The sequence below is a fragment of the Serratia sp. NPDC078593 genome, assembly GCF_050268245.1.
Lineage (GTDB): Bacteria > Pseudomonadota > Gammaproteobacteria > Enterobacterales > Enterobacteriaceae > JBNNGK01.
The window spans coordinates 329,906-350,784 of record NZ_JBNNGK010000004.1 but is presented as its reverse complement, the minus strand read 5'-3'; the positions used below and the strand labels follow the sequence as shown (position 1 = coordinate 350,784).

Here is a 20,879-nt window from a genome sequence, read left to right as displayed (position 1 = left end):
ACTCTTCAAGACTTGATATTTTTTTGCATCCGAGGATGCTGGATATCGTCTTGTGAGTGCCCACACAGATTGTCTGATAAATTGTTAAAGAGCAGTGAGTTACGCGCCGAAGCTTGTTAACTCGAGGTGGCGTATATTACGCTTTCCTCTTTCAGAGTCAATCCATTTTTTCAGGATTTTTTCTCTTTCTTCCCGGCCGCTTTGTGAAGTGAATCACTTGCGCCGTGTCGATGGAGGCGCATTATAGGGAGTTCTCAGTAAGCCGCAACCCCTAATTTCAAAAAACTTTTCAACCGCGTTTTTTTTCAACAAAACGCTGCACAAGGCAGCATTTGTTTCATTTTTCGTACTGGATATGGCTGAATTCCAGCGCGAAACGATCGACTTGCTGCCAATCGGTATATTCCACCTCTTTACTGCTATCCGTTTCGCCGCCAGTCATTCGCATGATGAATTGAATCATGACACGATCGAACCAACGATAATGAGGATAACGCAACGCACCAGCAAACACTGCGCATTGTGTGGGTTGCCAAGGTGAAGCCAGCAAGAACTTCCGGGTGTAGCCGTTAGTTTGCGGAGAGCGCTTTTCAGGTTTACGCGCCGTTAAGTTAACGGAGAAAAATGCGCTTGGCATTTGGTTCAAACGATCCGCATGGCGCTTAACAAATTTATCCAATGCCGGATGGAAATGACCATAACGAATAGATGCGCCAATCATTACGCGCTGATACTGGCTGAGATCGATATTCTCCGCCTGTAACAAATCAATTAGATCGCAGCTAAGTGTGTCCTGTAACTGACTTGCTATATAAGAAGCAATAGCGTGCGTTTGTCCGTCACGGCTCGAGTAGAGAATCAATGCCTTCATGGCGTTACTCCTTATTAGATCATTCACGCCAAAACGTCGGCGTGAAAAGTACGAGTAGTGTGAAGACTTCCAGTCGCCCAAATAGCATGGTCAATACCAGTACCCATTTCGCTGGCGGCGGCATTGTGGTGAAGTTATCGGCGACAACACCAAGCCCCGGCCCTAGGTTGTTCAACGTTGCCGTTACCGCAGCAAAAGCAGAGAATTCGTCCACCCCCGTCGCAATAATAACCAACATGCTAATAATAAACACCAGAGCATAAGCGGAGAAGAATCCCCATACCGCTTCCAGAATACGTTCAGGTAGTGCGCGATTGCCTAATTTAATCGTATAAACTGCATTAGGGTGCACCAACCGTTTTAACTCACGCGACCCTTGCAAATACAGCAACAGAATACGAATAACCTTCAACCCTCCCCCGGTCGACCCCGCACAACCGCCGATGAATGCTGAACAAAGCAACAACATCGGCAAAAACAGCGGCCATTTGGAGAAACTATCGGTGGTAAATCCGGCCGTTGTCGCCATGGAAACCACCTGGAAGAAAGCCTGATTAATCGTTTCCATGCCAGACTGGTAGATACCGTGCCACCAGAGAACCACGGCGCATACCACAACCAGCGTAAGTTGCACAAAGATGAACATGCGAAATTCAGGATCGCGCCAATAGACCTTCAGGCTCCGCCCACTCAATAACGCAAAGTGGAGGCCGAAATTACACCCTGATATCAGCAAGAATACAGCAATAATGGTATTAATCGTGGGGCTGGCGTAAAACCCAACGCTGGCGTCATGCGTAGAAAAGCCGCCAATGGCAATGGTTGCGAAACTATGACCAATGGCATCAAATGCTGTCATACCCGCTCCCCACAGCGCCAAAGCACACGCAATGGTTAACAGCACGTAGATCAACCAGAGGGTTTTGGCCGTTTCGGCAATGCGCGGGCGCATTTTGTTGTCTTTCAGCGGCCCTGGCATTTCTGCTCGATAAAGCTGCATCCCACCAACGCCAAGAATAGGCAAAATCGCCACGGCCAAGACGATGATCCCCATCCCCCCCATCCATTGCAGCATTTGACGATAGAACAATATCGCTTTAGGCAATGAATCCAAACCGACCAAGGTGGTCGCGCCGGTGGTTGTCAAACCAGAGAAGGATTCAAAGAAGGCATCGGTTAGCGAGAGATTCGGCCGTTCGGAGAACAGAAAAGGCAAAGCACCCACACTGCCCAATACCGTCCAGAACAGTACGACAATTAAAAAACCTTCTCTGGGTTTCAGCTCATTTTTCTGTTTACGGTTAGGCCACCACAGCATCAGGCCAATCGTCACCGCCACAAAAAAGGTCTGCGTAAAAGCTCGACCGGCCCCATCGCGGTATATCAACGCCACCAAACCAGGAATGAACATCGTCCCGGAGAATAAGATGACTAATAAACCTACAATACGGGTTATGGCGCGAAAATGCATTTCAGCACGGTCCTTAGGAATTCAGTTGGGGGAATTATTGCGAAATAGGGCTTAATTGCAAATTACCGCGACTAAGATCACGTAACTTATTGCCGAACGCCTCAACGCCCGTTGCCGGTAAAGCCAGATGCAGTGATACCGCTGCACCGTATTCCCCATGCAAAATTTGCCCTTCCGTTTGCTGTAATAAGTTCTCAACCAACGCCAGCTGCGCGTAATCACAATGCAAAGTATATTCGAGCTGAGGTACTTTGCTGACTAACTCAATCTGTTTTAATGCCTGTTGCACGCCACTACCGTAAGCCTTTACCAACCCACCGGTGCCCAACTTAATCCCGCCGTAATAGCGCACAACAACAGCAGTGATTTCACCGATGCCACTGCCCATCAATTGTGCCAGAATCGGTTTACCCGCCGTACCAGAAGGTTCACCATCATCGGAAAACCCCAACTGTTGCGAGTCGTCCGGTGCACCAGCAACAAAAGCCCAGCAATGATGCCGGGCTGTGGGGTGTTCATCCCTAACCTGCTGAATAAAAGCTTTCGCCGCTTCTATTCCACAGGTCGGAGCGAGCAACGTTATGAAGCGACTTTTTTTTATCTCTTCACTGACGCTGATCGTTGCTTCGGGGATCGGATAGGCGTGCATTAGGCCAGATTAAGGTCGCGCGTCATATTTTCTACGCGTTTATCGTGAATGATAATGTTGTCTTCAATACGAATGCCGCCATAGGGTTTCAGCATATCAATCCGCTCCCAGGCAAAGTGCTTGCTAAACGCCCCTTCACGCCAAGGTGCCAGCAGTGATTCGATAAAGTACAAACCGGGTTCAATGGTCAGCACCATGCCAGGTTGCAGCATCCGCGTACAACGCAGGAACGGATACTGGCTCGGCGCGGCCAAATGAGTTCCTTTCTCATCCTGCATAAAACCAGCAGCATCATGCACCTGTAGACCCAGAGAGTGACCCAAGCCATGTGGTAGGAACGGGCAAGTCAGCCCCTGCTCCACCATTGCTTCCTCACTGATGTCATTAACCAGCTTGTGTTTCCTTAAAAGCTTGGCAATACGCTGATGCATCTGTACATGATAATCGGTGTAACGCACGCCGGGTTTGATGGTGTCAATCAGCGCCAGCTGTTCGTCATTGAGATCTTTCACCAACTGGGCGAAATCAGTGCCACTTTGTGCTGCGTAAGTCCGCGTCAAATCAGCCGCATAACCATTGTATTCTGCACCAGCATCAATCAGGAAACTGCGCGACTCGTCAGGCGCTTGGTGATCCAATTTAGTGTAATGCAATACGGAAGCATGTTCGTTAAGTGCCACAATATTGTCGTACGGCACGTCTGTATCGCGGTGGCCAGTGGCAGTCAAATACGCCAAATTGATATCAAATTCGCTCATACCTGAAAGAAAGGCCTCATGCGCTGCACGGTGGCCCATCACTGCGGTCTTTTGTGCTTCACGCAAGCAGGCGTGTTCGTAACCTGTTTTGACAGAGCGATGGAAATCAAGATAATTCAGCACGGCCTGCGGATTAATATTGTCAGCGCTGATACCCAGCTCGTTGGCACGCTGGTGTGCATAGCCAATATACGCCACACGTTCACGCGGTGCCGGTAGGTGCTCGGCAATCTCATTGGCATTAGCCAACGGCATCAGTTCAATCGTTTTGGTCCAAAAACTTTCCGGCAGCGCCTCAACGCTGTGCCAGTAGTCCACTGGCGAGTAGAACCACAATTTCGGTTTGTTAACCCCATCTACCCATAACCAGCAGTTCGGTACTGAGGTTACGGGTACCCAAGATTTAAAATGCGCGTTAACTTTGAACGGGTAGTTATGATCGTCCTGAAAGACTCGTTGCAGTTCACCGGAATGGATCAGCAACGCGTCCAAATGGTGATGCGCCAAGACCTCTCGCGCACGGCGTTGCATTTCTGTCAGGTGATCATTATACAAAGAAGCCAGTGTTTCCATAACAGTACCCTTATACCCTTGAAATCGGAATGCGCCATCTTAACACACTGATTCTGCACTCCAACCCTCTCCCGCCAGGCATGCGGGACGCTTCGCAAACTGCTGCAACCTCGGTGAAATCCCTGTCTTTAGCGCTAAATGACTAAAAATATAATTTATTTAATAATCAGAAAATTACATTAATTACCTGTGATCGTTGCTGCAAAAATGCAATCTTGTATTTGCATATTGTTAACATAAAAACCACACTCCTGTTCATCTGGTCGTACCAGATCATCTGCGCTGATTCAGGAGATAGACATGCTCTACCAAGGCGAAACATTACAACTACACTGGCTCGAAAACGGTATTGCCGAGCTGGTGTTCGATGCCCCCGGTTCAGTCAACAAGCTGGACACCCGAACCGTTGCTGCGCTGGGTGAAGCGCTGACGGTACTGGAAAAGCAAACCGATCTGAAAGGGCTACTATTACGCTCCAGTAAAACAGCCTTTATTGTTGGTGCCGATATCACCGAATTCCTGTCGCTGTTCGCTGCCCCAGCTGAAAAATTGCAACAATGGTTGGCCTTCGCTAACTCCATTTTCAACCGCTTAGAAGACCTCCCGGTACCGACCATTTCCGCAATTAATGGTTATGCGTTGGGCGGGGGGTGCGAATGTGTGCTGGCAACCGATTTCCGCGTGGCCTCGCCAGATGCTCGTATCGGTTTACCTGAAACCAAACTGGGTATCATGCCTGGTTTTGGCGGCTCCGTTCGTCTGCCACGTCTGCTGGGTAATGACAGCGCGTTGGAAATTATTGCCGCGGGTAAAGACGTCAGTGCTAAAGACGCGCTAAAAGTTGGTCTTGTAGATGCCGTAGTCGCACCAGAGAAATTGATCGATGCAGCGCTGAAAATGCTGCAGCAGGCGATCGCGGGTCAACTTGACTGGCGCGCCTATCGTCAGCCAAAACTCGAGCCGCTGAGGCTGAGCCCTATTGAAGCCGCAATGAGTTTTACCACGGCCAAAGGCATGGTGCTAAAAACGGCTGGCAAACATTATCCGGCACCGATGACTGCGATAAAAACCATTGAGGCAGCCGCTAAAATGGGCCGCGATGAGGCGCTGCAATTAGAGACGGCCAGCTTTGTACCACTAGCCAGATCTAACGAAGCCCGTGCTCTGGTCGGCATCTTCCTGAACGATCAATTCGTTAAGAGTCAGGCCAAAAAACTAGCCAATAATCTTGATGCACCGAAGCAAGCCGCGGTTCTGGGCGCGGGTATCATGGGCGGTGGCATCGCCTACCAATCTGCGCTGAAAGGCGTGCCGGTGATCATGAAGGACATTAACGATAAATCCTTAACGCTCGGCATGACCGAAGCCGCCAAGCTACTGAATAAGCAACTTGAGCGTGGCAAATTAGACGGCATGAAAATGGCGGGCGTATTGGCAACCATTCAGCCAACGCTGGACTACGCGGGCATCGAACGTGCACAACTGATCGTCGAAGCGGTGGTGGAAAACCCGAAAGTGAAAGCCGCCGTATTGTCCGAAGTTGAAGGGTTGGTGGGGGAAAATACCGTTTTGGCCTCTAACACGTCGACCATTCCGATCGGTGAATTAGCCAAATCACTGAAGCGCCCGCAAAACTTCTGCGGCATGCACTTCTTCAACCCGGTACATCGCATGCCATTGGTAGAAATTATCCGTGGCGAACAAACCAGCGACAGTACGATTGCTGCGGTCGTGGCCTACGCGTCACGCATGGGGAAAACACCGATCGTGGTCAACGATTGCCCTGGGTTCTTCGTTAACCGCGTGTTGTTCCCGTATTTTGCCGGATTCAGCCTATTGCTGCGCGATGGTGCTGATTTCCGCGCCATCGATAAAGTGATGGAGAAACAATTTGGCTGGCCGATGGGCCCGGCCTATCTGCTTGATGTGGTGGGTATTGATACAGCTCATCATGCTCAAGCCGTGATGGCCGCAGGCTTCCCGGAACGCATGGGCAAAGATTACCGCGATGCCGTCGATGTGATGTTCGATAATCAGCGCTTCGGCCAGAAGAATCAGTTAGGCTTCTATCGCTATAGCCAAGATAGCAAGGGTAAACCCCGCAAAGATCACGACGAGCAAACCGATACCCTGTTGGCAGAAGTCAGTCAGCCATCTCAGAACTTCAGCAGTGAAGAAATCATCGCCCGTATGATGATTCCGATGATCAACGAAGTGGTGCGCTGTCTTGAAGAAGGTATCGTTGCCAGCCCGGCAGAGGCGGATATGGCACTGGTATACGGTATTGGTTTCCCACCATTCCACGGCGGCGTATTCCGTTATCTGGACACCATGGGCAGCGCAAATTACGTCGAAATGGCGCAGCGCTACCAACATCTGGGCGCACTGTATCAGGTCCCGGCCGGCTTACGCGCCAAGGCCGAACGTAATGAAAGCTATTATCCGGTGACAGCGCCGCACGCGGACGTCTCCACTGGCCAACCGGCATGAGGTCATAAAGATGGAAAATGTAGTTATTGTTGATGCCGTTCGCACGCCAATGGGCCGCTCCAAAGGCGGTGCGTTTCGCCAAGTCCGTGCTGAAGATCTTTCTGCTCATCTGATGCGTGCCGTGCTAAGCCGCAACCCAGCGCTGGAAGCCGCCACTATCGATGATATTTATTGGGGCTGCGTACAACAAACGCTGGAGCAGGGTTTTAACATCGCTCGCAACGCTGCGTTATTGGCTGAGGTTCCGCAAGGCGTACCGGCTGTCACCGTCAACCGTCTGTGTGGTTCGTCAATGCAGGCGCTGCACGACGGCGCTCGCGCCATTATGGTCGGCGATGCCCACGTTAGCCTGATCGGCGGTGTCGAACATATGGGGCATGTGCCCATGAACCACGGTGTGGATTTTCATCCTGGCCTGAGCCGCTCGGTGGCAAAAGCCGCCGGTATGATGGGGTTGACGGCCGAAATGTTGGCAAAAATGCACAACATCAGCCGCCAGATGCAAGACGAATTTGCCGCACGTTCACACCAACGCGCCTATGCGGCTACGCAAGCAGGTCATTTTAAGCAAGAAATTATTGCCACCACCGGCCACGACGCCGACGGCGTATTGACGCGCTACGATTATGATGAAGTGATCCGCCCAGAAACCACCGTCGAAAGTTTGGCAGCACTGCGCCCGGCATTCGATCCCGTTAATGGAACGGTAACTGCGGGCAGCTCTTCCGCCTTGTCCGACGGTGCGTCCGCTATGCTATTGATGAGCGAGTCACGTGCCAAAGCACTGGGGTTGAAAGCGCGCGCACGCATTCGTTCGATGGCGGTGGTCGGCTGCGATCCATCCATTATGGGGTACGGCCCGGTTCCCGCCAGTAAACTAGCATTAAAGCGCGCCGGTCTGAGCGTGCAGGATATCGATCTGTTCGAGCTGAATGAGGCGTTTGCTGCCCAGTCACTGCCTTGTATTAAAGACCTGGGGCTGTTGGAAAGTCTCGACGATAAAGTGAATCTGAATGGCGGCGCTATTGCTCTTGGCCATCCGCTCGGCTGTTCAGGCTCACGTATCTCCACCACATTACTGAACCTGATGGAACGCCGTGACGCGCAGTTTGGCCTAGCGACCATGTGTATCGGTCTGGGTCAGGGGATTGCCACCGTGTTCGAACGCGTCTAACTGTATCTATCTTCGGCTACGCTCGGTACGCAGCACGCCGGGACCGCCGTGAAAGTTTTGTTGCCGTACTTCCCGCCTGTCAGGGGCGGGTTTTTTATGCCCAAAGGCTTACTATCAACAAAAAAGAGCGGCACTTAGCCACTCCCGTTTGTCTTTCCACGCATTCAATTAAATGAATGAGAAGGCATCACCAAACATGTGCGTTTCCTGTGCACCGCGTTCGGCACAAAAGCGTTCACGCGCAATTTTAGCCATTTCAAAACGACCAGCAATGTAAATATCATGCTCTGCCAATGAGCCAAAATCCTGTAATACCGCACTCAGTACCGTACCACTGCGGCCCCGCCATGACTCTTCGGGTTGTTCAACCACCGGGATCACTTTCAGATTAGGATGTTGCAGCGAGAGAGACTCCAGTTCCCCGAGATCGTACAAATGCTGCAATTCGCGACCGCCCCAATAAATCGAGATATCGCGATCCGGTTGCTGTTCCAACGCGGTTAACAAAATAGAACGAGCGTAGGAAAAACCGGTCCCCCCGGCGATCAACACCAGTGGCCGGCTCCCCTCTTCCCGGAGCCAAGCATCACCGTGCGGAATATCCACGGTGATCGCCTGCTCTTTCAAAATGCGATCCATCACCGCCATCGCATACAGGTTCAGCTCCGAAGCACCAATGTGCAGCTCGATGTAATCTTGCTGCATTGGGGTTGAGGCCAGTGAAAATGGGCGCTTATCACGCTCGTCCATCACGACCATCAGGTATTGTCCTGCCTTAAATGAAAACGGCGCTTCCGGCACCAAACGTACCCGATAAACGGTATCGGTAATGGCCTCTACGGAGGTCACTTTACAGCTCAATATTGTCATGCGTTCCCTCTGTCGGGTCATCAATGCAAAACTGAGAACAGAGCCCGACGCTACAACGTCGGTTCTCTGTCACTAAAGATTGCGAGCTCATCCCAGATTTCGTCAACGCGTGCGCGCACCTTTTCATCCATCTGAATCGGACGGCCCCACTCGCGCTGGGTTTCACCCGGCCATTTGTTGGTGGCGTCCAGCCCCATCTTCGAACCCAGCCCTGAAACTGGCGAGGCGAAGTCCAGATAGTCAATCGGCGTATTCTCCACCATTACGGTATCCCTTGCCGGATCCATTCGTGTAGTAATCGCCCAAATCACATCATTCCAGTCCCGCGCGTTCACGTCGTCATCACAGATGATCACAAACTTGGTGTACATAAACTGGCGCAGGAACGACCAAACCCCCATCATGACGCGCTTGGCATGGCCTGGATACTGTTTCTTTATCGTAACGACCGCCAGCCGATACGAACACCCCTCCGGCGGCAAATAGAAATCGACAATCTCCGGGAACTGTTTTTGCAAAATCGGCACGAACACTTCATTCAACGCGACGCCCATCACCGCCGGTTCATCCGGTGGACGCCCGGTATAGGTTGAATGGTAGATGGCATCACGACGTTGGGTAATATGGGTAACCGTGAGTACCGGGAAGTGATCGATTTCATTATAGTAACCGGTATGATCACCGTAGGGACCTTCTGTCGCCATCTCACCGGGTTCAATATAGCCTTCCAGTACAATTTCCGCACTGGCGGGCACTTCAAGATCGTTGGAAATGCATTTAACCACTTCGGTTTTATTGCCACGCAATAGCCCGGCAAACGCATATTCAGACAGATTATCCGGTACTGGCGTTACGGCTCCCAGAATCGTTGCCGGATCGGCGCCTAACGCGACCGCAACGGGGAAACGCTCGCCAGGATGCGCCTGACACCATTCCAGATAATCTAATGCGCCGCCGCGATGTGACAACCAGCGCATGATAACTTTGTTCTTGCCCAGCACCTGTTGGCGATAAATCCCCAGATTCTGACGCTCTTTGTGCGGCCCTCGAGTGACAGTGAGCCCCCACGTGATCAGCGGTGCCGCATCTTCCGGCCAGCAGTGCATCACCGGGATACGCCCCAGATCGACATCATCGCCTTGCCATACTTGCTCTTGGCAAGGCGCAGAACCCAACACTTTAGTCGGCATGTTCAATACTTGTTTGAACTTGGGCATCTTATCAAACAGATCGCGGAAGCCTTTCGGCGGCTCAGGCTCTTTCAGGAAGGCCAATAGCTTACCGACATCACGCAATGCGCTGACATCCTCCTGTCCCATACCCATTGCCACGCGATTGGCGGTGCCAAACAGATTACACAGCACCGGCATGTCGTAACCTTTCGGATTTTCGAACAATAACGCCGGGCCGCCCGCACGCAAGGTACGATCGGCAATTTCTGTCATTTCCAGATAGGGATCAATCGGCTGGCTGATGCGTTTTAGTTCCCCTCTCTTTTCCAGCAACGAGAGGAAGTCGCGTAAGTCACGGTATTTCATGCTGATCATTATAACGGCCAGTGAGGAGGGCATTATAAGCGCTCTTCACAGTTGTTGCTGCAATTTTGTTAAACAGAGGTCAACGGCGGACACACTGTCAGTGACAATCGAACGGAACCAGCGTACTCAATGCCAACGTATCATGGTATTCCTGCGTATCTTGACCATGACGGAAAACTTTAAAACCTTGATCACGTGCGCTGAAGTAACTCAACACGTTACCACTGATATGCAAAAGGCTCCCTTCACGCAAGGCAACCACCGATTCACTTGGATTAACCGCACAGAACTCAGCCAAACGTTCATCACGGGTTTCCCCCATATGACCGCTGATATGCGCATCAATATAATGTGGATTGATTTGTAATGGGAACAACCCTAATGCGGGCAATACGGCGCTGTTACGTACCGGCATATCATTAGTGGTACGAATACTGGGTGTTGCCACATTACAGCCGGCACTCCAGCCGATATAGGGGACATTACGCTCGCGAACGGCACGTTGAATCGGCACAATTAAACCTTGCTCATGCAGTTGTTGATTCAACATCCACGTGTTGCCGCCACTAATCAAAATACACTCAGCCTGTTCGATGGCGGCAGCCGGTGATTGAGCATGATGAATACTGCTCACCTGAATACCCAATGTTTGAGCCAGTTCCTGAGCCCGCTGATCATAATCACCGCGAATCAACGCATAGGGGATTAATACCGCAGACGCGATGTTGCAACGTTGAATCATCGCCTGTAGTTGGCTTTTTGCATACCCCAACAGTTCAGATTCGCCTGAAAGTTTGCCGTTACTCAGTAGAAATAGCTCCATCTCTCTCCCTCAATCTTAAACTTAGGAATAACACCCCGTGGTCGCTGTGTTAGCGCATCATGCTGTCACGGTAACAAATTTTTCGCCCTCTTTTATACCCGAGCGGATCGGATAAGTATGTGACAACGCGCCAAATGCCATGGATTCACACCGTTCGGTAAGCTTACCGATAATGCGCTTCACTAGGTATCCGTATTAGCTTTTGTTATGCTTACCGGCTGGCAGAAAGGTATGTGAAATTATGGAATCTTGGTACTTACTGTATTGCAAACGCGGTCAGCTCTTACGAGCACAAGAACATTTAGAACGGCAGGCGGTGAATTACTTCAGCCCTATCATCACGCTGGAGAAAATCGTGCGCGGCAAGCGAGTCGCGATAAGTGAACCCCTGTTCCCCAATTATCTGTTTGTTGAGTTTGATCCAGAGCGCGTTCACACGACCACTATCAGCGCCACGCGTGGCGTCAGCCACTTTGTGCGTTTTGGTTCGCTGCCTACGATCATTCCTGTCAACGTGATTGAAGAGCTGCGCACGCATATCAGCGAAACCTATATCGACCCGGAAACACCGCAGCCTGGTGATACCGTTTTAATTACCGACGGTGTGTTTGAAGGCCTTCAAGCGATTTATACTGAGCCAGACGGCGAAGCGCGTTCGATGCTGCTGTTGAACCTGATCAACAAGCAGGTGACCCAAAGCCTGGATAATCGTCAGTTCGAAAAGTTATAAACAGATTAATGAGTTGCGAGTTCGTCAGCGCTGGAAATGGCATGGACGAACTCAGAATAGCCGGAACAACTGGCGGGCATTGTGATCGATGGTCTGTGCCAGCCATTGTGGATCTTCTTGTCGCCAGCCTGCAACCTGCCGGACAATGTGCGGTAAAAAACAGGGTTCGTTACGACGCGATGAAGGCTTGGGGTGTAAATCTCGAGGTAATAGATAAGGCGCGTCGGTTTCCAGCAGCAGGCGCGCAGCAGGGATCTGAGGTAACAGCGCACGCAGTTCTAAACCGCGCCGCTCGTCGCACACCCACCCGGTAATCCCCACAGATAGACCAAGTGATAAACACGCCGCTAACTCTTCCGCACTACCGGTAAAACAGTGCACAACGGCGGCTGGCAGCTTACCCAACCAGGGCGCCAGCAGGGTTACAAAGCGTTCATGTGCATCACGACAGTGCAAAAACACCGGCATTTGCAATTCTGCTGCCAATGCCAGTTGCGCGGTAAACGCCGTTTCTTGCTCCGCCGGGGTAGAAAAGTTGCGGTTGAAATCCAAGCCGCACTCGCCAATTGCGACAACTTCAGGCCTGGCAGCAAGAGAACGGATCTGCGCGGCAGCCCGATCATTCCACTCATTGGCGTGATGTGGGTGCACACCCGCGGTGGACCAACAAAACTGGCGATAGTTTTGCGCCAACTCACTGGCAACCTGACTTTCTTGCACGTCAGTGCCGGTAATCAGCATACCGGTCACGCCTGCCTCTCGAGCACGCTCCACGACCAACGGACAATCTTTAGCGAATTGGGAACTAGTTAAGTTAACACCGATATCGAACATGGTTTTTCCAAAGCAAAAACCGCCCAATCAGGGCGGCTCAAAAAGCAATAATGTTAAGGTACCGGGTGTTCGTCACCCTCGTCCTCTTCTTCCGGCTGTGGTCGGCGTTTGCCTACATAGAATCGGGCACAAAACACCCCGACCTCGAACAGCAGATACATTGGGATCGCCAACAGCGTTTGCGAGAACACATCCGGCGGCGTCAGCATCATACCGACAACAAATGCCCCAACCAGCACGTAAGGCCGCTTTTTCTTTAGGTCTTCCGGTGAGGTCACTCCGCTCCAACACAGCAGGATGATAGCAACCGGGACTTCAAACGCCACGCCAAACGCCATAAACAACGCCATGACAAAATCAAGGTAGTTGTTGATATCGGTAGCGATTAATACCCCAACCGGCGCAGTTTTAGCAAAGAAGCCAAACGCCAACGGGAAGACGATGAAATAAGCAAACGCCATACCTAAATAAAACAGTAGGCTGCTGGAAAAAAGCAACGGCATCATCAAACGTCGTTCGTGTTTATACAATGCTGGGGCAATAAACGCCCACACCTGATACAGAATCACCGGCGCGGAAACAAACACCGAAACAATCATTGTCAGCTTGATAGGGGTAAAGAACGGTGACGCCACGTCAGTAGCGATCATGCTGGCCCCAGCCGGCAGTTGTTTGATTAACGGAGCAGAAACCAGTTGGTAAATATCATTGGCAAAAAAAACCAATGCAATAAAAATCACAAGGACGCTGATAATCGAGTTCAGCAGACGCTTACGCAGTTCTATCAGATGACTGATAAGCGGTTGGGTATCTTCAACAGCCATGTTTTAACGATCGCCATTAGGTTGGTGAGACGCTGGGATGTTATCCACAACAGATTCGCGGTTCGCCTTAATCTCCGATAACGTTCGCTCAGAAACCGTTGGCGTTGGCTCAGCCGCCAATGATTCTGCAACCTTCGGCGTGGCTTCTGGCGCACTGGCGTGCGTCAAGGCCGCTGCTGGCGTGACACCATCATGTTCCGCTTCGGGATCGGTGACGGTCGGGTTATGGATCGTACGGGCTGAGTCATCGTCATCGCTGGTATACGAACGCTTAAGTGACTCTGCCGCATCTTTCAATTCGTCCATGGAGGCTTTCAGCTCAGGTGTCAAATTTTGCAACCCGGCTTGTTCCGCTTTTTTCAAGCTTTCCTGCAATTCCTGCAGTTTCAACTCTTGAGAAAGCTCGTTTTGTACTGACGCGGCCAGAGAGCGCAGAGCACGAATCCAGCCCGTAACGGTTCTTACCGCGACCGGTAAGCGTTCTGGCCCTAACACGACCAGACCAATGACCAGTACCAGCAGCAGTTCACTAAACCCAATGTCAAACACGGTTTATACCTGCTCTTTGTTCTTCGACTCTTCAGTTTTCGTTTCCGGCTGCTTATCGGTGATAGGCTTTGCCGCAAAGTCAGCATCATGGCTGTTTTTTTCTGTGGTGTTTGCTGGCGGTGTGTTTTCATCGCCAATCGCTTTTTTGAAGCCTTTGATTGATGCACCGAGATCGGACCCCAAGGTACGGAGTTTATTGGTACCAAACAACAGCACCACGATCACTGCGATGATCAACAATTGCCAAATACTAATACCGCCCATTCCAATTACCTCTACATTACAGGGGTTATTTCAAATCTGCCGCATTATACGGCAATATTTAACCCGGTTACGAGTCCCTATCAGTCTTTCTCATTGCACAGCCACGCTGACAACGCAAAGTCAGAAGGATTTCATTCAGCTCGCGTGCTTCCAGCCGACGATCCAAGCGACGACACCGCCAGCCATCAGCCTGGCAGGCAGGACGTCGATTCCGCCCAGCAGCAACACCGCACCACTTACTAACAGTGTAGCGCCAACGCCGAATAAATACCGTGATTGGCCCTGACGGACACGCTGTGCTTGCATTTGATGGGTCAGCTTATCAACACTTTGTTGCAGTAATTTGTGTTGCTGCAAACTATCATAAAATAGTTCAGGTAATTCAGGCAGTTTCTCCGCCCAAAACGGCGCTTTTTCTTTCAGCGCGCGAATCACTGCGGGTATGCCGACCTGATCGTGCAGCCAGCTTTCAAGGAACGGTTTCGCCGTCGTCCACAAATCCAATTGCGGATAGAGCTGCCTGCCCAAGCCTTCAACATACAACAAGGTCTTTTGTAATAACACCAGTTGCGGCTGAACTTCCATATTGAATCGGCGCGCCGTGTTAAACAGGTTCAGCAGCACGTTGCCAAAGGATATTTCTGCCAGTGGCTTCTCAAAAATAGGCTCACATACGGTGCGAATAGCAAACTCGAAATCTTCTACGTTGGTATCACGCGGTACCCAACCTGAATCGACATGCAGCTCGGCAACTTTTCGGTAGTCGCGGTTGAAAAAAGCGATAAAGTTTTCCGCCAGATAGCGCTTATCGTCTTTGTTCAAAGACCCGACAATGCCGCAATCGATGCCGATATAGCAGGGATCTTCCGGGTGATCGTAGCTGACAAAAATATTGCCGGGATGCATATCGGCATGGAAGAAGCTGTCACGAAATACCTGGGTAAAGAACACCTGTACGCCACGCTCCGCCAACAATTTCATGTTGGTTCCCTGCTTTTCCAGCGTCGGTATATCGGAAACCGGAATACCGTAGATGCGTTCCATCACCAGCACGCTTTCGCGACAGTAGTCAGAATAGACTTCCGGCACGTACAGCATTGGGCTGCCTTCAAAGTTGCGGCGCAACTGAATGGCATTCGCCGCTTCACGCAACAGGTTCAGTTCATCCAGCAGCGTTTTCTCATACTCTCGCACCACTTCGCGCGGACGCAAACGCCGCCCGTCTGGCAGTAATTTCGGAACCCAGCCCGCTAAACGGTATATCAGACGCACGTCGGCTTTGATAATCGGCCCAATATCCGGGCGGATAACTTTTAACACCACTTCCTGACCATTGCTTTTCAGACGCGCGGTATGCACCTGAGCAATAGAGGCAGAGGCCAATGCCTGCTGATCAAAATCATCAAACCATTGCTCCAGCGGGCCGCCCATCGCCAGTTCTATATGCTTACGCGCCAACGCGCCATCAAACGGCGCGACACGGTCTTGCAGTAGCGTCAGCTGATCGGCGATATTCGGCGGGAACAGATCGCGGCGCGTCGACATCATCTGACCAAATTTGATCCACACCGGCCCCAGTTCTTGCAACGCCAGCCGCAGACGCTCGCCCAGCAGTTTATCTTTATGGCGGTTCGGTATCCAAAACAGCAAACGACGACCAAAACGTAACGGTAGCGTCAGCCGCATTTTAGGGATCAGTTCATCCAAGCCGTAGCTGAGAAAAACGCGAACGATCAAATACAGGCGGCGTAGTTCGCTAGGGGTCATCGATTACCCTCCAACTTTTCCAGACGGGCTAACAGGGAGTCGACGCTACGAGCCACGGCATCCACTTCTTCATTGAACCACACGACTTCCAGTGGCCCTGGTGCCACGCGCCACTCTTCGGTCAGGGTTTCTGCCACATACTGCTGCTGACGTTGTAGCCCCGCTTTCAACAGGCCGCCACCTTTAGCCAGCACCTGGGTAATGCCCTGCGCAGCAATATCACCGACATACGGCGCCAACCATTCGGCAGGATCCCATTCAGCAAGGTCGAGTAACCCCACCAATTGCTGAACCACCTGAATATCGCCATCGACAATCAACTCGCCGTTGCGCATCAATGGTGATAATTGCTGGCGATCGCGTAATTTTAACAGCACGGGAATACGCGTCTGAACCGTACAGTCAGCGCTATCTTCCGATTGTCCAAGCACATCCACCCGTTGCTCACTGAAAATCAGCACCAGCGGAGAGGCAAACTCTTGCAGTTCGATGCGTAACACTTTGCCTGCTAAACGCTGGCGCGCCGCCTTCATACTGCGATCGCGAAACAACAAGCTATTAAGTGAGGTTTCCAGCACACCGGTTAGCAACGGGGTAAACAGCATTGGCATGTCCATATCAGAACTTGAAACCACGGTGCAAAGCAACAATACCGCCGGTCAGATTGAAATAGCTGACATTGTCAAAACCTGCGTCTTGCATCATGCCTTTCAACGTTTCCTGATCGGGATGCATACGAATCGACTCGGCCAGATAACGATAGCTGTCTGGATCTTTCACCACTAACTCACCGATTTTTGGCAAGACGTGGAAAGAATAAGCGTCATAAGCTTTGCTCAGTGGTGCTAACAACGGTTTGGAGAACTCCAGCACCAATAAACGACCGCCCGGCTTCAACACGCGGAACATCGAACGCAGCGCCTTATCTTTGTCGGTCACGTTGCGCAACCCGAACGAAATGGTAATGCAGTCGAAGTAGTTATCTGGGAATGGCAGCGCTTCGGCGTTGGCTTGCACGTAGTTGATGTTGCCGACAATGCCGCGGTCGCGCAGCTTTTCACGACCCATTTTCAACATCGACTCATTGATGTCTGCCAGCACCACCTGTCCTTGCTCACCCACCATTCGGGAGAACTTGGCCGCCAGATCGCCGGTACCACCCGCCAGATCCAGTACCCGCTGACCACGGCGCACACCGCTACAGTCAATGGTAAAACGCTTCCAGACACGATGAATACCGAACGACATCAAGTCGTTCATCACGTCATACTTCGCCGCTACCGAATGAAAAACGTCAGCCACCATAGCCTGTTTTTCTTCACGTGCTACGGTGCGAAAACCGAAATCGGTGGTTTCCTGCGATTGATCTGCCATTGTCCTGCCTGCTATTCAGTCAATTTTGAGTTGTGGAGTGTACCAGAACCCCACGAAATACCCCACATCACAGCGCGGTTACCCCTGGGAAGCGTGGTGTGGTTCTTGAGCATGGTCGCCGTTATTATTTCCCTCGGATTGCTCGTTAACGTCTTCATCCTCAGCCGCGGGTGAATCCTCTTGATCTTGCGCACTGGCCTGCTGAGCCAGTAGCGGGTTAATCGGCCGTTTCACCTCGACCCCCAACGCCCGAAAACCTTCGGTTTGGCCAATCAGATTACCACGCCCTTCGCTCAGTTTATTCATTGCCTGTCGATAACTGCCCTGCGCTTTATCCAAGCTTTGTCCTAATGCCGACATATCATCCACAAACAATCGCATTTTGTCATACAGCCGCGCCGCTCGCTCGGCAATACGTTGAGCATTCTGACTTTGGTGTTCATAACGCCATAAATTGGTGATGGTACGCAGCGCCACCAGTAGCGTGGTCGGGCTGACCAGCATGATATTGTGCTTTAGCGCTTCGCCGATCAATTCAGGTTCACGATCGATAGCCAGTAAGAAGGCCGGTTCAACCGGAATAAACATCAGCACGTAATCGAGCGAACGTAACCCCGGCAACTGTTGATAATCTTTACGGCCTAACAAGCGAATGTGGCCACGCAGTGAGGCGATATGCTCATTCAGCGCAGCCTCACGTTCAACATCATCCTCACTATTGAAGTAGCGCTCGTAGGCCACCAGCGACATTTTGGCATCGATCACCACGTCTTTGCCCTGCGGCAACCGTACAATCACATCCGGCTGCATGCGGCTCTGGTTTTCCAAGCGCACACTGACCTGCGTTTCATACTCGTAGCCTTCCCGCAGGCCAGATGCTTCAAGCACCCGGCTCAGTACCACTTCACCCCAGTTTCCTTGGGTTTTATTATCGCCTTTTAACGCTTTGGTAAGGTTAATCGCCTCGCGCGCCATTTGGGCATTCAATTGTTGTAGATTACGGATTTCGTGCGTCAATGTATGGCGTTCTCGTGCCTCTTGACCAAAACTATCTTGCACCTGTCGACGAAAGCCATCGAGTTGTTCACGCAGCGGTAATAACAACCGGTCGAGGCTCTGTTTATTTTGCTCTTCGACCTTCCTACCGCTGTGTTCAAAAATCCGGTTCGCCAAATTTTCAAACTGAGTGGTTAATCGTTGTTCGCTGTTGATTAACAGACGCTGCTTTTCTTCCGCCGCCATCCGCGTTTCTTCCAAACGGATAGTGACTTCCCGCAGCTCTGCTTCTTGCACACCGTTCACTTCACGCTGAGCGCGCAATTCCTGATTCAACAAACCACATTCGTGGCGCCAGTGATCAAGTTGCTGGAGTTTTTCTTGTGCTGCCGCCAACTGGGCATGGAGATTGCGCAGCTCAATATCGTTTTGCCGCAGTTGTTGTTCCTGCCGCTGCAACACGTCCTGACGAGCCGCAACGTCCTGCTGCGCCTGTTGCAGTGACTGCTCGAGTAACCGCAGCTCAGTCTCATGCTCGGCATGGCGCTGTTGAACGCGCAGGTTAGCGATCAACCACCCCAGCAGCATCCCCGCAACCACGCCACCTAGGCCGTAAACTAAACTGGTATCCACCCTGCCTCCCGTTACTCAATCGTTTCCCAGCGTGTAATACGCTCGCTGTAGGTCACGTTAAGGTGAGACTGTATGGATGTCCAGCGTGATTTTAGCGTGGTAGGCAATAGTGCGAAATGCTACGCAAAGTAGACTCACGCTAGCCAAACCACTGAGTTAACCACTTGATACCAAATGCGCCGGGCGCGAGAATACCGAACGCCCAAATCATTGCCGAGGTAAAATTGGCCAACTGGAAATAACGCTGTGGCATGGCACAAATCCCCCCAACCAACGGCACCACGGCGCGCAGTGGGCCAAAGAACCGGCCGAAAAAAATGCCCAGTACTCCCCAGCGTTCAAAAAACGCATGGCCGCGTATCAGTACCTGAGGGTTACGCGATAACGGCCACATGTGCGCAACGCGGTCTTGATAGTGATAACCAATCCAGTAAGAGAGCCAATCACCGAAAAACGCACCGGCAGCGGCGGCGGCCCAAATAGGCCAGAAGGCGATGCCACTCTCGCCAATAAGCGCGCCAAGCGCCAACAGGATCACCGTTGCCGGTAGCAACAGTGAAAGAAATGCCAGTGATTCACCAAAAGCTAAAAAGAAAATAATGGGGATGGCCCAGCCTTCGTGCTGTCGCACCATATCGCTGATCCAATGGATAACGTCATTCAGGCTCAAATATAGCTCCTTACTGCTGGTGTCCTTTCTCAAGGATACGCAATGCCCACTGACGTTGGTTAAACGCCAGCTAAACGTCGTCGTTTCTTGTTGGAAGACCTAACGTGGATGGCGCTGCGCATCGCCGATCAAAAAGCCCCCAGTCGCTAATTCAAGTAAACCTCGGGGGCTCTTGCCCACAGCTAACAACGCCGCAGCATAAAATTATAAGAGGAAAGAGGCCTAATTGTCCCTACTCGACATAATACGCGCGTAGGGCCTCGCGCTGGCGCGCATCCAGCCCATACTCTGCGTGCAGCCAACGCTCGAATGAGCCATATTGTTCACGAATACAGCCGAACGCAGTCATTAAGAATTCTTCGCGTGCGCTCAGTACATAGGCAAATTGCGTCAACGCGGCGGTATTCAAACGTACCGACAGTTGATCAAGCATGCGTTCGCGGAATGGCGCCAACGTGGTTTCCGTTAGCAGATAATCCTCCACCACCGTAGCTTCGTCCGCACCCAACGCAAACAGCACCAACGCAGAACCGATGCCGGTACGGTCTTTACCTACCGCGCAGTGCTGCACGATCGCACCCTCCGCTGGCTGAGTCAGCAGACTCACCAATTGCTGATAGGCCGCGTTGCCAAACGGCAAACGCCGATACAATTCCAACATAAATGCTCGTGCGTCAAAGCCTGCCAACGTCTCGCTGGTCAACTTTTCCAGGTTTGCATTAACCTCGTTGCTCAACGGATTGGCCGGGAAATGATGATAATTAGCCCCCTGCCACAACACGTCAGGCTTGGCTTGCACTTCATCGGTATCTCGGTAATCGAGTACCGAACGAACGGGCACCTCGGCAAGAAAAGCACAATCGTTTTCTGTCAGACGTTCAAGCGAACCGGAACGGAACAGCAGGCCACGTTTGATGCGTTGGCCACCGGCGACGCTGTTACCACCAAGATCGCGAAAATTGATACCGCCATCCAATGGCGCAAGTGAAGGGTGAAGTAAGATCTGCGCAGACATAGACAT

The 20,879-nt window shown here is 51.6% G+C and carries 20 protein-coding genes; 3 read left to right on the top strand and 17 right to left on the bottom strand.

Annotated features, from left to right (window positions below; translation table 11 throughout):
* Positions 1-337: 337 nt before the first annotated feature.
* The 4 genes from hemG to pepQ are packed head-to-tail and all read right to left on the bottom strand — an operon-like array spanning position 338 to position 4,322.
* Entirely contained in the window at positions 338-871 is a 534-nt protein-coding gene (gene hemG / locus ACQKDS_RS07300; RefSeq protein WP_399667948.1) for a menaquinone-dependent protoporphyrinogen IX dehydrogenase, read from the bottom strand.
* 19 nt (positions 872-890) lie between these two features.
* A complete protein-coding gene (gene trkH, locus ACQKDS_RS07295; protein WP_399667945.1) occupies positions 891-2,342 on the bottom strand; it encodes a Trk system potassium transporter TrkH in 1,452 nt (483 codons plus the stop codon).
* A 34-nt stretch (positions 2,343-2,376) separates the two neighbouring features.
* Positions 2,377-2,991: an IMPACT family protein gene (locus tag ACQKDS_RS07290; RefSeq protein ID WP_399667942.1), complete on the bottom strand. Its 615-nt coding sequence runs from the start codon at positions 2,989-2,991 to the stop codon at positions 2,377-2,379.
* On the bottom strand, positions 2,991-4,322 hold the full coding sequence (pepQ, locus tag ACQKDS_RS07285) for a Xaa-Pro dipeptidase (RefSeq protein ID WP_399667939.1): 1,332 nt from the start codon (positions 4,320-4,322) through the stop codon (positions 2,991-2,993). The genes ACQKDS_RS07290 and pepQ overlap by 1 nt, the downstream gene beginning before the upstream one ends.
* A gap of 300 nt (positions 4,323-4,622) precedes the next feature.
* On the opposite strand from pepQ, the gene fadB reads away from it, so the two are divergent.
* Complete coding sequence (gene fadB, locus ACQKDS_RS07280) at positions 4,623-6,812, top strand: fatty acid oxidation complex subunit alpha FadB (RefSeq protein WP_399667937.1); 2,190 nt, start codon at positions 4,623-4,625, stop codon at positions 6,810-6,812.
* A 10-nt stretch (positions 6,813-6,822) separates the two neighbouring features.
* A complete protein-coding gene (gene fadA / locus ACQKDS_RS07275; RefSeq protein WP_399667934.1) occupies positions 6,823-7,986 on the top strand; it encodes an acetyl-CoA C-acyltransferase FadA in 1,164 nt (387 codons plus the stop codon).
* Between the two features lie 168 nt (positions 7,987-8,154).
* Here fadA and fre read toward each other — a convergent pair whose 3' ends face one another.
* From fre to pepE, 3 genes are all read right to left on the bottom strand, one after another.
* Complete coding sequence (gene fre, locus ACQKDS_RS07270; protein WP_399667931.1) at positions 8,155-8,856, bottom strand: NAD(P)H-flavin reductase; 702 nt, start codon at positions 8,854-8,856, stop codon at positions 8,155-8,157.
* A gap of 50 nt (positions 8,857-8,906) precedes the next feature.
* On the bottom strand, positions 8,907-10,403 hold the full coding sequence (gene ubiD / locus ACQKDS_RS07265; protein WP_399667928.1) for a 4-hydroxy-3-polyprenylbenzoate decarboxylase: 1,497 nt from the start codon (positions 10,401-10,403) through the stop codon (positions 8,907-8,909).
* Positions 10,404-10,491: 88 nt separating this feature from the next.
* On the bottom strand, positions 10,492-11,217 hold the full coding sequence (pepE, locus tag ACQKDS_RS07260; protein ID WP_399667925.1) for a dipeptidase PepE: 726 nt from the start codon (positions 11,215-11,217) through the stop codon (positions 10,492-10,494).
* Between the two features lie 241 nt (positions 11,218-11,458).
* Between pepE and rfaH the strand changes: the two genes are divergently transcribed.
* Positions 11,459-11,947 (top strand): transcription/translation regulatory transformer protein RfaH, encoded by a 489-nt coding sequence (gene rfaH, locus ACQKDS_RS07255; RefSeq protein ID WP_399667923.1) that lies wholly within the window; start codon positions 11,459-11,461, stop codon positions 11,945-11,947.
* Between the two features lie 51 nt (positions 11,948-11,998).
* Here the strand turns inward: rfaH and tatD are convergent, their stop codons facing one another.
* The 10 genes from tatD to ACQKDS_RS07205 all read right to left on the bottom strand — a co-directional run bounded on the left by tatD (position 11,999) and on the right by ACQKDS_RS07205 (position 20,873).
* A complete protein-coding gene (gene tatD / locus ACQKDS_RS07250) occupies positions 11,999-12,781 on the bottom strand; it encodes a 3'-5' ssDNA/RNA exonuclease TatD (protein WP_399667920.1) in 783 nt (260 codons plus the stop codon).
* Between the two features lie 53 nt (positions 12,782-12,834).
* A complete protein-coding gene (gene tatC, locus ACQKDS_RS07245; protein WP_399667918.1) occupies positions 12,835-13,605 on the bottom strand; it encodes a Sec-independent protein translocase subunit TatC in 771 nt (256 codons plus the stop codon).
* A 3-nt stretch (positions 13,606-13,608) separates the two neighbouring features.
* Entirely contained in the window at positions 13,609-14,154 is a 546-nt protein-coding gene (gene tatB / locus ACQKDS_RS07240; protein ID WP_399667915.1) for a Sec-independent protein translocase protein TatB, read from the bottom strand.
* Positions 14,155-14,157: 3 nt separating this feature from the next.
* Positions 14,158-14,418, bottom strand: a complete 261-nt coding sequence (gene tatA, locus ACQKDS_RS07235; RefSeq protein WP_399667912.1) for a Sec-independent protein translocase subunit TatA — start codon at positions 14,416-14,418, stop codon at positions 14,158-14,160.
* A gap of 135 nt (positions 14,419-14,553) precedes the next feature.
* Complete coding sequence (gene ubiB / locus ACQKDS_RS07230) at positions 14,554-16,185, bottom strand: ubiquinone biosynthesis regulatory protein kinase UbiB (RefSeq protein ID WP_399667910.1); 1,632 nt, start codon at positions 16,183-16,185, stop codon at positions 14,554-14,556.
* Entirely contained in the window at positions 16,182-16,790 is a 609-nt protein-coding gene (gene ubiJ, locus ACQKDS_RS07225; protein WP_399667908.1) for a ubiquinone biosynthesis protein UbiJ, read from the bottom strand. The genes ubiB and ubiJ overlap by 4 nt, the downstream gene beginning before the upstream one ends.
* A 13-nt stretch (positions 16,791-16,803) precedes the next feature.
* Complete coding sequence (gene ubiE / locus ACQKDS_RS07220; protein ID WP_399667905.1) at positions 16,804-17,559, bottom strand: bifunctional demethylmenaquinone methyltransferase/2-methoxy-6-polyprenyl-1,4-benzoquinol methylase UbiE; 756 nt, start codon at positions 17,557-17,559, stop codon at positions 16,804-16,806.
* Positions 17,560-17,637: 78 nt separating this feature from the next.
* The gene (gene rmuC, locus ACQKDS_RS07215) at positions 17,638-19,188 is read right to left on the bottom strand and encodes a DNA recombination protein RmuC (protein WP_399667902.1); all 1,551 of its coding nucleotides are present in this window, start codon (positions 19,186-19,188) and stop codon (positions 17,638-17,640) included.
* A gap of 139 nt (positions 19,189-19,327) precedes the next feature.
* On the bottom strand, positions 19,328-19,858 hold the full coding sequence (locus ACQKDS_RS07210) for a DedA family protein (RefSeq protein WP_399667899.1): 531 nt from the start codon (positions 19,856-19,858) through the stop codon (positions 19,328-19,330).
* Positions 19,859-20,090: 232 nt separating this feature from the next.
* Positions 20,091-20,873, bottom strand: coding sequence for a tyrosine-protein phosphatase (locus ACQKDS_RS07205; RefSeq protein ID WP_399667896.1), 783 nt, complete (start codon positions 20,871-20,873; stop codon positions 20,091-20,093).
* Between the last annotated feature and the right edge of the window lie 6 nt (positions 20,874-20,879).